Source organism: Agrobacterium tumefaciens str. B6, assembly GCF_001541315.1.
GTDB lineage: Bacteria > Pseudomonadota > Alphaproteobacteria > Rhizobiales > Rhizobiaceae > Agrobacterium > Agrobacterium radiobacter.
This window is the reverse complement of record NZ_LMVK01000049.1, coordinates 107633-119906: the sequence shown is the minus strand read 5'-3', so window position 1 is coordinate 119906 and position 12274 is coordinate 107633. Positions and strand designations below refer to the sequence as shown.

Below are 12274 nucleotides of genomic sequence, written 5' to 3'. Positions count from 1 at the left end.
CATCAAAGTGACGGTGTCGTCGCCGTCTATGTGCGAGAAGATTTCCTTCGTTCTTCTACGCAAATTGACCGTTATATTACGTATACCGGCTGTCTTTCGACAGGCGGTGCAACACTTATCCGACGGCTGTCGGCTCCAGCTTTTTCTCGCAGCGAAGCAGCATGCCATAGAGGTCTCGCGGCTCGTCGGGATCGGCCAGGAGGTCGAGTTCGGTAAACATTTCGAAATCGGTTATCTTCGCGCGGACGTAACGAAGCGCCGAAAAATCCTCGATCGCAAATCCGACGCTGTCGAACATTGTGATCTGCCGGTCACCGACGCGTCCTGTTTTTTCACCGGTCATGACCTGCCAAAGCTCGGTGACGGGATGGGTCCGTGGAAGCTGCTGAATATCGCCTTCGATCCAGGTCTGCGGCGGATATTCTACGAAAATGTCGGAGCGCAGCAGCACTTCCATACTGATTTCGGTCTTTCCCGGGCAGTCCCCGCCGACCGCATTGATATGGACGCCCGGCCCGACATGATTATCGGAAAGGATTGTTGCGAACTGCTTGTCGGCCGTGACGGTTGTGATGACATCGGCTCCTTCGACAGCCTCGGCGACGGAGCCGCATTCGACGATGTCAAATCCCGGCCCGGTCAGGTTTCGAGCGCATTTTCTGGTGGCCGACGTGTCGATGTCGAAAAGCCTGAGCTTCTGAATTCCGAGAATTGCCCTGAAGGCACGAGCCTGAAACTCGCTCTGGGCGCCATTGCCGATAATGGCCATCGTCTTCGAGTTGGGACGAGCCAGATATTTGGCGGCGAGAGCAGATGTGGCCGCCGTGCGAAGTGCTGTCAGGATCGTCATTTCCGAAAGCAGCAGGGGATAGCCGTTACCAACATCCGAAAGGACGCCGAAGGCCGTCACGGTTTGACGCCCCTGATGTGTGTTCTTCGGATGACCGTTCACATATTTGAAGCCGTAGAGCGAACCGTCGCTGGTCGGCATCAGTTCGATAACGCCGTCTTGTGAGTGGCTGCCAACGCGTGGTTTTTTATCGAAGATTGGCCACCGGCGGAAATCCTTCTCGATCTCGGCGGCGAGTTCAGTCAGGAAGGTGTCGATGCCTACCTTCAGCACCAGTTTCATCATGTGGTCGACACTGATGAAAGGGACTACGTTCAGTTTAGGGTCGATTGGCATTCTTCCTCCAATTTTCTGAGGGCCAATTCAGGCGGCACGCGTGGGGCGATGGACGGAAGGATCCGGATGGGCATTCGCCGGAACAAACTTCGGACCCAGTTTGCCGACATCCCGTGCCCTGTGCCCAGCTCTTCAAGCGCCGTGGCAAGGCCAGCGATCCTGAACGCTGCGGGGGCCATCTCACATCCGAGATGCCCGGCTCCAACTTGCAGCGGCGCTCCGACCAGGGTGCATTCCATGGAGATCTCCAATAACGACCGCGTTCCGCAGTCTTCCAACAGGCTGCCGGTTTTCAGTAATGGGCCGTGGCAACAAGCTCGATCAGCGTCGTGTCACCAAGGTCGGCAACGCCGATAGTCGCGCGGGCAGGCAACTGCTCCGGTGCCAACCATTCCTTCCACACCGCATCCATTTGCGGCTTCACGTTCATGTCGGTGATAAAGATCGTGGCGGACAGGAGGTTGGCACGCGCCGAACCAGCCTCCTTAAGATATGCGTCGAGCTTGGTCAGCACCTGGCGGGTCTGGCCCTCCATATCGAGGCTTTCATCGTCAGCAACGATACCGCCGATATAGGCAATGCCGTTGTGCTTGACGACGCGATGCAATGTCGGCATCCGGATAAGGCGTTCTGTCATAAGATATGTCCTGTTTCGGTAGTGTCGTGATCGACAGGATCCCTGCCGGTTACTGCTTTCAGCGCGCGGGCCGTGTGCGGGAGGTGTGCAAGTTCAGCAAGGCGAACGGGTTTGACCGGTGAACGAAGCCGATATGTTCCCACATCCGCGGGACTGACTTTTCGTTCTTCCGCCATGATTTCGGTGACGGTTGCAGCACAAAGGCGCCCCTGGCACTGCCCCATCCCGCAACGAACGAAGGTTTTCAACTGGTTCGGGCCGGGCGGTCCAAGCGCTATTGCCTCGCGAAGCTTGCGCACTGTGATTTCTTCACAGCGGCAGACGATCGTTTCGGGTGCCGATGGCGCGAGAAAGCTTTGCCGCGGCGTATAGAGTGCGTCCAGAAACGCTCTTCCGCGCAGGAACCGGCGGGCCTGCGCGGGCGCGGATTTGATCGACGTTGACGATGTCTGAGTGCTTACCAGCTTCAAGTCAGCAAGTGCGGCGAGTGCAGCAAGTCGCCCACTGACCTCGGCGGCTTGTGCGCCTGCGATCCCCGCGCCGTCGCCGGCGACATAAATGCCAGCCTTTGTGGTCCGACCGTCATGATCTGTGACTGGCTGAAACGCACGCTGTTCGTCATTCCATTGCAACTCGCATCCGGCCGCATTGGACAAGCTTGTCGAAGGGATCACGCCTTGATGCAGAAGCACCGACTTGGCTGGTATTGAACGCTCGCCTTGTCCGACGGCGTAGCGGACGCTTTCCGCGTGCTGGCTTCCGATAATCGCGATCGATCTGACGCCGTAAACAACTTGTGCATGACGCCTGACCTTCAATAGCAGGCCGATGCCTTTCAGGACGTAAGGCGAAAGCAGGAATTCAGGCATGTGCCGGAGCACCGCGCCCCGGAAAGGAGATTGAGCGGTATCGAGGGCGGTGAGATCGGGCACACCTGCATCAACGAGCTGACTTGCCAGGAGATAGAGAAGCGGCCCGCAGCCGATCAGGACAACAGGCCCCGCTGGCATCGCTCCGGCTGCCTTGAGCGCAATCTGGGCAGCGCCGGCGGTCATCACGCCTGGCAGCGTCCAGCCGGGGACAGGCATGGGACGCTCCTGCGCGCCGGTTGCAAGCACGACGGCGTTGGTTTCTACCATTCGCGCCGAGCCGGCCACGGTCACGCCGACGACATTGCGCGCCTGCCCCGCCGTCTTGTCCCGGGTCTCCAGGCTCCACACCGTAGCGCGTGATGCGTAGTCGACGTTGCTGAGACAGAACGCCTCTGCGAGTGGCTGTCCCTTCCAATAGTCGGGGCCGAGATAGGTTCGTCTGTCGGGACTGTTTCGTGTGATCTCGCGATAAATCTGTCCGCCCGGACGAGGGTTTTCATCCAGTACCGCTACCCGGGCGCCACTCGCAGATGCTTCGACTGCGGCAGCCATACCTGCAGGTCCTGCGCCGATCACGAGCAGGTCGTAGAAATCCGACAGATCCGTTGCTACCGAAACTTCGCGAAGGGTCATAGCGCCGTTCCCTCATCGCTTCTCGCAAGTCCGGGGATCGTGGTGGCGCCCTTCTGGCTCAGAACCGTCATGCCGTTTTCAACCTCGGTCAAACAAGCCTGGCGGTTTTGAACGCCATCCACGGTGACCAGACACTCGAAGCAGACGCCCATTAGGCAGTAGGGTGCGCGAGGGCTACCGCTGACGATGGACTGGCGAACGCGATCAACCCCTGCTGCGAGCAACGCGGTTGCGAGCATGTCGCCGCGTTCGGCCTGGATGACCGTGCCATCGAAGCTGAATTGAATGGGGTGTTCTATCCTATACAGCCTGTTGAGCATGGAACCTCCGGGCGGAAAAAACGGAAAGCTCGTCTTCGAGCTGCCCTGCCGCGATCTGCTGAGCCACGATCAAAGCGTGATTGGCGGCCAGGGTGACTCCTGAATGGCAAGCGACAAGAAAGGCACCCGGATAGCGCTCGGAATGATCGTAGATAGGTACTCCGTCGGCCGTCTTGACCCTGAAGCCGGTCCAGCTACGCACGACATTCAGATCCGAAAGGGCAGGGAATATCCTCAAGGCGCGGCTGGCGAGGACGGCGCTAATGTCTGGTGACGATGAAATTCTGGTGTTGTCGGTTTCTTCGCTGTCGCCGATCATGATCCCGCCCTCATCGGCCTGCCGCATTCCTGCCGAGAGGCAAGGTAGAGCGGTCTGGGTCTTCTCGGTTACGAGGATCTGACCCTTGCTGCGCTTGAGTGGGCATGACAGGCCGACCATGGGCGCGAGCCTTTTATTGTCGAGGCCGGCAGCAAGGACGATACGGCGTGACAGGATAGAAAACGCCTCGCCCTTGAGAATGAAGCCTCCAGTCGTTGGCTCGATGGACTGCACGGGATGGTTCGGACGATAAGTCGCTCCTTGCCTTTCCATCGCGGCATGCAGCGCATGAAACAGGCGGAGCGCATTCACGTGCCCGTCCGCAGCGCAATAGATTGAGCCTACAACTTCGGGGCCGATACCCAGCACGCGGTCAAGCGTCTGCTGGCGATCCAAAACTTCAAATTGTGGAGCTCGACCATTTGTTTCGAGCTCAATGCTTTCCATATCTTGGCGATTTGCCTCGAGTTCCTCTTCAGAAAGAGCGAATGTAAATGCTCCGTCTTGCTGAAGACCCACGTCGATGCCGCTGTCGTCCAGCAGGGTGTTTGCCATCGTCGGCCATCTCCTGGCGGACGCGTCGGACCAGAGAGCGTAATGAGGCGCATGCAGTCCTTTACCCTGAACCCAGACCAGCGCGAAATTGGCGCGAGATGCGCGCAGATCCAGATCCGCGCCGTCGAGGACGAGAGGCTTCGTTCCTGAGCGTGCGAGACCCCAGGCAATGGACGCGCCAACGAGCCCGCCTCCGATAATGGTCATATCAACTTCGTACATTGCATCTTGGACTTGTTTGGTATTTATCGGGCCGGGATACGGCGCGAACGTCGTATCCCTAAAAGCGATCGATCATTGGGGGGTGACATCCACCTTGAACCACTTCAGCGACAGTGTTTTGATCGTGCCGTCTTCGCTTGCCGCCTTGATGGCCGCGTCGAAATCAGCCTTGAGGGCGGTATCTTCCTTGCGAAGACCAACGGCGACTACGCCGAACTCGCCACCGGAGAACAGCGGCCCGACGAGCTTCGCGCCCTTCATTTCCGGCTTCTCGATTGCTGCGGCAAGCACGGTCGCGTTCGCCAGAACAGCATCCAGCCGACCACTCGTCAGGTCGAGGTTGTGCTCTTCGACTGATTTGTATTCCTTGATGTCGACCGACCCCTTGAAATACTTGTCCAAGAAGGTCGACGCCGTGGTAGAGCCCTGCACGCCAACAGTTGTCCCGTTGAGGAAGCTCGAAATATCGGCAATAGCCTTCTTGGCAGCGTCCGCCTGGCTATCGAGAGAATAGGTTTCACCCAAGCCTGGCATTTCGGCCAACTTGCTGTCACCCATCACGGCAAACCCATTGATGCCAGCAGCGTAGGGGATAGAGAAGCCGATCACCTCTTGCCGTTTTGGCGTGACGCTCATCGCGGCCATGATCGCATCGTATTTTTTGCCTGTCAGGGAAGGCATGATGCCATCCCAGTTCTGAGCGACGATCTGGCATTTCGCCTTCATCTTTTCGCAGAGAGCGTTGGCCAGATCGATCTCGAAACCGTCGAGTTTGCCGCCCGGCCCGGAGAAGTTCCAGGGCGCATAGCCGCCCTCCGTCGCGATCGTAATCGACTTTTCCTGAGCTGCCGCCTGCCCGGCAACAAGGAGAAGCGCTGCGCACAGAATAGTTTTGAGTTTCATAAGTTCACCTCTGTTCAGTTGTTTTCTGGACACGCGAGCCGTGACGAGTTCGTCGTCAGTGGGATGTACCGCCGTCGCGCCGCAGGAATTGCCGGAAGCGATCCGTGCGGGGGTGGGCGAACATTTCGGAGGAGGGGCCTTCTTCGGCAATCACGCCCTGGTGCAAGAAGACCGTTCGCGATGAGACATCTCGGGCAAAATCCATTTCGTGCGTGACTATCAGCATGGTGCGCCCCTCAGCCGCCAGGTCACGCATCACCTTGAGAACTTCCCCGACCAATTCCGGATCGAGGGCCGATGTGGGCTCGTCAAAGAGCATGACGTCCGGCCGCATCGCCAGGGCACGGGCAATCGCAGCGCGTTGTTGCTGGCCGCCAGATAGCTCGGACGGATACGCATCGCGTTTGGAGGCAATGCCTACGCGTTCAAGCAGCGCCTCAGCTTCGTCGCGGCACGCCTTACGATCCCGCCCCTGGACGTGGACCGGCGCCTCCATGACATTTTGCAGGATCGTCTGATGTGACCAGAGATTAAAGCCTTGGAAGACCATTGCCGCCCGCTCGCGGAGTCTGTTGACCTGCTTCAAATCCTTCGGGCGAGCGAGCCGGCCGGCCCGATGCTCGAGAGCGATCTCTTCGCCCATGATCGCAACGCTTCCGGCATTTGGGACCTCGAGCATGTTGACACATCGCAGAAGCGTCGACTTGCCGGAGCCGGACGAGCCGAGAATGGAGATCACTTCTCCCTCATTGGCGCTCAGCGATACGCCGTGGAGAACCTCCAGGTTACCGAAATTCTTCCTGATGTCCTTCAGCTGAACAGCTGGGCGAACTGGGTTAGGCATGGAGTTCGCCCTTTCGGTCGACAGGATCTGTTGTAAGTCTATTGTTTCGCCGTTCGGGCCAGAGAGCCCATTCAAGCAACGTGAAAAGACGCGCGACGATGAAGTTGAGGATAAGGTAGATAGCCCCGGCACAGGAGAAGACTTCGACTGTCCGGTAGCTTTCCGAGATCAGTTTGGCTGCGATCCCGGTAATTTCCATGATGGTGATGGTGGAAGCGAGCGATGTCGACTTGACCATCAAGATTACTTCATTGCTGTAGCCCGGCAGCATCTGTCGTATCGCCTGCGGAATAACGATCCGGCGAAACAGCTTTACCCTGCCCATACCGCACGCTTTCGCAGCCTCGATCTGTCCCGCGGGCACCGAAAGCAAACCTCCACGCATGATCTCTGCTGTGTAAGCAGCGGTATTCAATGCCAGTGCCGCCATCGCGCACCAGTAAGCATCGCGCAGGAATGGCCAGATGAAGCTATGCCGAACATCGGGAAATTGGCTCAGCCCGTAGTAAATGATGTAGATCTGAACCAGAAGCGGCGTGCCACGAAACGCGAAAATGTAGAAGCGTGCCGGCAGATCAAGCCACCAGAGGCGAGACACGCGCATCAGCGCCAGGCCGAAAGCGAGAACCGTTCCGAGCGCCACCGAGAACACAGCGAGTTGCAGTGCAAGCGGAATGCCGGAAAGCAAAGCGACGAAGGTCTGCCAGAGAAATGCGGGATCGAACGGCATCACACGCCCCTCTGCAGTCCGCGCATAGAGCGCGTCTCTGCCAGACGGAAGACCTGCCCCGAGACGAAGGTTATAAGCAGGTAGAGCGCCGCGGCAGTCAGGTAGAAACTAAACGGTTGGCGGGTCGAGCCCGAGCCAACCTGGGCCTGGCGCATCAGTTCGACGAGGCCAATCACCGAGATCAGGGCGGATTCTTTCAGGACCAGTTGCCAGACATTGCCGACACCGGGCAGGGCGTACCGCGCCGCCTGAGGCAGGACGATCCGCCGGAACAACAGCAAGGCGCCCATGCCATACGCTCGACCAGCCTCGATCTCGCCCTTGTTGAGAGCCAGAACCGCACCGCGCAGGACCTGCGTTTGGTAGGCACCCGAAACCACGCCGATGGCGAGGGCACCTATCAGAAACGTCGAAGCGCCAACGAACCCACTACTTCCGAAGAGTGAAGCGACATTGGAAATGACAGAACTCGACCCGAAGTAGAATAGATAGATGACAAGTAGGTCGGGGATGCCACGAAGCGCGGTCGTGTATCCAGATGCCGCTGCCTGAAGCGCTCCAGAGCTTGACAAGCTTGCGGCGGCTCCAAGACAGCCGAAGACAAGGCCGATTGTGAAGCCGCTGAAAGCCACAGCCATCGTCATCGCGGTCGCCCTGAGCATATCATAGCCCCAGCCATCAGGGCCGAAGCCCATGAGTTGAGAATAATCCATAGCGTTCCCTGCGCGCGACCGTTTCGCCGCACGTCTGATCCCGGTTGGCCCGGAAGAGTTGTGATTTATAGGGTGAGCTTTACATTCGATATGCATTCGGTCAAATTCATAATGACCGGGCAAGAATAAGCAGATGTTATGGTGCGTTTATGAATCTCAGGCAGGTCGAGGCGTTCCGGGCAGTCATGCTGACGGGGCAAATGACGGCGGCGGCTGAACTAATGCTGGTGACTCAGCCGGCCATCAGTCGCCTAATCAAGGACTTTGAACAGGCGACAAAACTGCAGCTCTTCGAGAGGCGTGGGAACCATATTATCCCGACACAGGAGGCAAAGACGCTGTGGAAAGAGGTCGATCGGGCGTTCGTCGGGCTTAATCATATAGGCAACCTGGCTGCCGACATCGGCAGGCAGGCAGCGGGGACGCTCCGCATTGCTGCAATGCCTGCTCTGGCAAACGGCCTCTTGCCGCGGTTTCTTGCTCAGTTCATCCGTGACAGACCAAATCTCCAGGTCTCCCTAATGGGACTGCCCTCAAGCATGGTCATGGAAGCCGTTGCGTCCGGCAGGGCCGACATCGGTTATGCCGATGGCCCACAGGAGCGCCAAGGTTTTCTAATCGAAACCCGGTCGCTTCCCGCTGTTGTCGCTGTCCCGATGGGACATCGACTTGCTGGCCTTGACCGTGTCACGCCACAGGACCTTGCCGGTGAGCGTATTATAAAACAGGAGACTGGCACTCTCTTCGCCATGCGGGTAGAGGTGGCGATTGGTGGTATTCAACGCCGGCCGTCAATTGAAGTGAGCCTGTCGCATACTGCGCTAAGTCTCGTCCGCGAAGGCGCCGGGATCGCAATTATCGATCCAGCCGCGGCGATCGAGTTCACGGACAGGATCGTACTGCGACCGTTCTCGATCTTCATTGACGCCGGATTCCTCGAAGTCCGGTCAGCAATTGGCGCTCCCTCAACCATCGTCGATCGTTTCACAACCGAATTCTGGAGGTTTCATGATGACTTGATGAAGCAGAACGGCCTAATGGAGTAATGCATATTTCGGCATCTTGTGTAGGTGGGTCGATTAGACGTCACAATGAGAAAATGCCGTCGGCAAGCGAGGCCCGCACCGATTTCGAGTTAATAGTTCCGCGCGGGCGATCGACGTTTCAAGCAGCGCTGCGATACTGAGCGCCTCAGGATACTGGATCAATCTTGAACTGCTGAACCAACGCCAGCAGATCATTAGCCTGGGAAGCGAGCTCGCGGCTCGCCGCAGTCGTCTCCTCCACCATTGCGGCGTTTTGTTGGGTCATCTGATCCATCTGGTTCACGGTGGAATTGACTTCCTGCAGCGCTCCAGACTGATCGTGGCTTGCGCGCGCGATCATTTCAACATGCTGGTTGATCGTGACGATCTGCGCGCTGATCTTTGCGAGAACCGTGCCCGTCTCCTGGACGAATTGGGACCTGACATTTACCTCACTGGTCGACCTGTTGATGAGGCCTTTGATCTCCTGCGCCGCCTTGGCGGATCGTTGAGCAAGCTCCCGCACCTCCCGGGCGACAACTGCGAAACCCTTCCCGGCGTCGCCGGCTCGGGCGGCCTCAACGCCAGCGTTGAGCGCCAAGAGGTTCGTCTGGAACGCAATCTCATCGATAACGCCGATAATCTGTTCAATCTGCCGTGACGCGGCTTCTATACGAGCCATAGCGTAGACTGCATTGCGAACCACCACGGCAGAGTCGTCGGCACTTCGTTTGGCCAAGCGAACGATCTGGTCGGCATCTTTCCCGCCGAACTCTCAGATGAGTTTCCGCCGGATGGCGAGCGCGGTAAGATGGGCCTTGCTGCGGACGTCGAAGCGCTTCATGGCTTCGCGAAGCTTGACGCGGACGCTGTTGTACTTAACTCCTTCGACGTCAGCGATCTCCTCCATCGTCTTGCCGACGGCAATCCATCTGAGTAGGTCGCCTCCTTCGGATCGAGCCACGCGGCATCTTCTGCCGTTGGTGTGGTGCGAAGGAATGAGATGCGGGAATGAATCTGCCCGATGGTTGCCGCAGCTGCGACAGCATCGATCTCCCGATCGAGATCGATGACCGGCTTCTCCGATGCCAGCGTGAACATCGACATCGAGCCGTTGGCGGTCTTGATGGGTATGCTAATGCCGGAGCGGATGCCGAAATCGGCTGCGAGGGCGTAGAAAGTACGCTCGTCTTTCGACAGCGACGGCCCTTCCTGCTCGCCCGACCAGGTGAAGATGTGCTTCCTGGACCTTGCGCGTTTGATGACCGGATCGAGTGTGTCGAACTTCTTGTCGAAATAGACCGACTGCCACTCGCGATGATAGTTGGTCACGGCCGTGATGTGCCTGTGCTGGATATGGAGGTAGGCATACCCTGTGAAGCCGAAGTGGTCGGCGATGTCCGCCAGCCCGGTCTTCAGGATGCATTCATCGCCCTCGATAGCGGCGAGATCGGTCAGCTTCTCCAGCCAAGTCTGCATTTTTCATCTCCGTCTAACCGTTGTCCAAGTCGTTTTCCCCTCTAGGGGCGCCGACAGCCGATTAACCTCCTACGAACTGAGTACGCTCTCATCTTTCTCATGCTCCCCTTCGTTCAGGCCTTCCTCGGGTCATCTTTGCTCGCTTTTCGGCCTGAATATCTGCGCCATCACCAAAAGGGTGATTGATACTGCCACCATGCAAGTCGATATCGCCGCAATCGTCGGGTCGACTTGGTCGCGTAGCGCATTGAACATCTTGCGGTTCAAGGTGCCTCCGGTACCGGTCGAGATGAACATCGCCACGATGACCTCATCCAGCGACACGTAGAACGCAAACAGCGCTGACGTGATAACCGAAAACTTGATCTGCGGCAGGGTAACGGTGAAGAACGCGCGGGCTCTTGATGCGCCAAGGCTCCGGGCCGCCATCTCCTGGTTCATATCGTATGATGTCAATCCTGCAGTGATTACGATGAAGACAAACGGGATTGCCAGCATCGTGTGAGCGATGACTAAGCCAGCTGTTGTGTTAACCAAGCCAAAGCGCGAAAACACGAACAGTGAACCGATTGCGATCAGGATGCTAGGAACCGACAGCGGCAGGATGAAGAAGCCGGAAAGAGGTGTCCTGAGCTGGGCGCTGCCTATCCACGTCCCGTAGGCGGCAGCCGTGCCGAAAATCGTCGCAAATATCGATGTGAAAAATGCGGCTCTGACAGAAACGAAAGTGGCACGCATCCACTCGGCGGATCCGAAATAGGTCTCGAACCACTTCAATGAGTAAGCCTTTGGGGGGAACTCAAGGTATTGCGAATCCGAAAATGACATTGGGATCACAATGAGCGTGGGTATCAGGAGATAGAGGAGGGCAATAAAGCCGAAGGCATAAAGCCAGATGCGATCTGCGTTTTTTATTTGTGTCAGCGAAACGGTTTGTGTGAACCAGCTCATCTCGATCTCCCAAGATTATTCTTCATCCAGTAGGCAACCAATAGAAGCACGGCCGTCACAACGATGAGGACAACACCGAGTGCGCTCGCCGCGCCCCAGCTTGAGTATATCCGGACATTTGCGTCGATCCGCATCGCGACCATGATGACACGCCCACCGCCAAGAACGGCCGGAGTTACATAGAAGCCAAGGCAAAGTACGAAGACCATTAAGGCGCCCGACAAAAGGCCAGGCAACGAAAGGGGGAAGAACACGTCCCAAAATGCCCTTGAAGGCCTGGCTCCGAGGTTGGACGCCGCACACATGAGGTTTGGATCCACGGCTTTCATCGAGCCGTATAGCGGCAAAATCAAAAAGGGCAACATCACCTGGACCATGCCAATGAGCGTTCCAGTCAGATTGTTTGCCAAAGGTAGCGGCTGGCTAATCGCGCCAAGATGAATGAGCGTGTTGTTTATAATGCCCTGACCCTGCAGAAGGGCGAGCCACGCGTAGGTACGTACGAGGACCGGCGTCCAAAGCGGCATGAGGACACCGAGCATTGCAATGCCTGCAATCTTCGCCGGAAGTTGGGACAGCAAATAGGCGAGCGGATAACCGATAAAGACAACAATTGCCGTCGTCAGAACCGCTACCAGAAACGTGACACCAAAAATCCTGCCATAAATGTCACTTTCCCATATTCGGGTGTAATTCTCGAAACTGAAGGTTCCGTCTTCGCCGATGAAAGACAGATAAGTCATGACGCCAAGTGGAAGAACAAGAGCGATGACCAACACGATCATTCCCGGAACCGTCAGGCCAAAAAGGCGCCTGGTTTCCTTTCGATGCTCATGGATCAAGCCGTTACGGTTGAGCTCGCGGAGAAGGGCGGCAGCCATCGTC

12 protein-coding genes and 2 pseudogenes are annotated in these 12274 nt (G+C 57.5%); 1 reads left to right on the top strand and 13 read right to left on the bottom strand.

The window, feature by feature from the left end; translation table 11 throughout:
- Positions 1-115: 115 nt before the first annotated feature.
- The 9 genes from ocd to occQ all read right to left on the bottom strand — a co-directional run bounded on the left by ocd (position 116) and on the right by occQ (position 7934).
- Positions 116-1186: an ornithine cyclodeaminase gene (ocd, locus tag ASB65_RS23305; RefSeq protein ID WP_010892396.1), complete on the bottom strand. Its 1071-nt coding sequence runs from the start codon at positions 1184-1186 to the stop codon at positions 116-118.
- A 292-nt stretch (positions 1187-1478) separates the two neighbouring features.
- Positions 1479-1823 carry a RidA family protein gene (locus ASB65_RS23300; RefSeq protein WP_040132245.1) on the bottom strand — a complete coding sequence of 115 codons (345 nt, stop codon included), beginning with the start codon at positions 1821-1823 and terminating at the stop codon, positions 1479-1481.
- The gene (gene ooxA, locus ASB65_RS23295; protein WP_060725481.1) at positions 1820-3328 is read right to left on the bottom strand and encodes an opine oxidase subunit OoxA; all 1509 of its coding nucleotides are present in this window, start codon (positions 3326-3328) and stop codon (positions 1820-1822) included. Before ooxA ends, ASB65_RS23300 begins: the two co-directional genes overlap by 4 nt.
- Positions 3325-3648: a (2Fe-2S)-binding protein gene (locus ASB65_RS23290; protein WP_040132246.1), complete on the bottom strand. Its 324-nt coding sequence runs from the start codon at positions 3646-3648 to the stop codon at positions 3325-3327. Before ASB65_RS23290 ends, ooxA begins: the two co-directional genes overlap by 4 nt.
- Complete coding sequence (gene ooxB / locus ASB65_RS23285) at positions 3629-4744, bottom strand: opine oxidase subunit OoxB (RefSeq protein ID WP_010892398.1); 1116 nt, start codon at positions 4742-4744, stop codon at positions 3629-3631. The genes ASB65_RS23290 and ooxB overlap by 20 nt, the downstream gene beginning before the upstream one ends.
- Before the next feature lie 72 nt (positions 4745-4816).
- A complete protein-coding gene (gene occT, locus ASB65_RS23280) occupies positions 4817-5647 on the bottom strand; it encodes an octopine ABC transporter substrate-binding protein OccT (protein ID WP_010892399.1) in 831 nt (276 codons plus the stop codon).
- 55 nt (positions 5648-5702) lie between these two features.
- Positions 5703-6491 (bottom strand): octopine ABC transporter ATP-binding protein OccP, encoded by a 789-nt coding sequence (gene occP, locus ASB65_RS23275; protein ID WP_010892400.1) that lies wholly within the window; start codon positions 6489-6491, stop codon positions 5703-5705.
- Complete coding sequence (gene occM, locus ASB65_RS23270; protein ID WP_010892401.1) at positions 6484-7221, bottom strand: octopine ABC transporter permease OccM; 738 nt, start codon at positions 7219-7221, stop codon at positions 6484-6486. Before occM ends, occP begins: the two co-directional genes overlap by 8 nt.
- Positions 7221-7934: an octopine ABC transporter permease OccQ gene (occQ, locus tag ASB65_RS23265; RefSeq protein ID WP_010892402.1), complete on the bottom strand. Its 714-nt coding sequence runs from the start codon at positions 7932-7934 to the stop codon at positions 7221-7223. Before occQ ends, occM begins: the two co-directional genes overlap by 1 nt.
- Positions 7935-8083: 149 nt before the next feature.
- On the opposite strand from occQ, the gene occR reads away from it, so the two are divergent.
- Entirely contained in the window at positions 8084-8980 is an 897-nt protein-coding gene (occR, locus tag ASB65_RS23260) for an otopine catabolism/uptake operon transcriptional regulator OccR (protein WP_010892403.1), read from the top strand.
- A gap of 145 nt (positions 8981-9125) precedes the next feature.
- On the opposite strand, the pseudogene ASB65_RS23255 reads toward occR, so the two are convergent.
- The 4 genes and pseudogenes from ASB65_RS23255 to ASB65_RS23240 all read right to left on the bottom strand — a co-directional run.
- Positions 9126-9722: pseudogene (locus ASB65_RS23255) on the bottom strand (methyl-accepting chemotaxis protein); the annotation flags it as partial.
- Positions 9723-9734: 12 nt separating this feature from the next.
- Positions 9735-10438: pseudogene (traR, locus tag ASB65_RS23250) on the bottom strand (autoinducer-binding transcriptional regulator TraR).
- Between the two features lie 129 nt (positions 10439-10567).
- Complete coding sequence (locus ASB65_RS23245) at positions 10568-11389, bottom strand: ABC transporter permease (protein ID WP_010892406.1); 822 nt, start codon at positions 11387-11389, stop codon at positions 10568-10570.
- The gene (locus ASB65_RS23240; RefSeq protein ID WP_010892407.1) at positions 11386-12270 is read right to left on the bottom strand and encodes an ABC transporter permease; all 885 of its coding nucleotides are present in this window, start codon (positions 12268-12270) and stop codon (positions 11386-11388) included. Before ASB65_RS23240 ends, ASB65_RS23245 begins: the two co-directional genes overlap by 4 nt.
- Between the last annotated feature and the right edge of the window lie 4 nt (positions 12271-12274).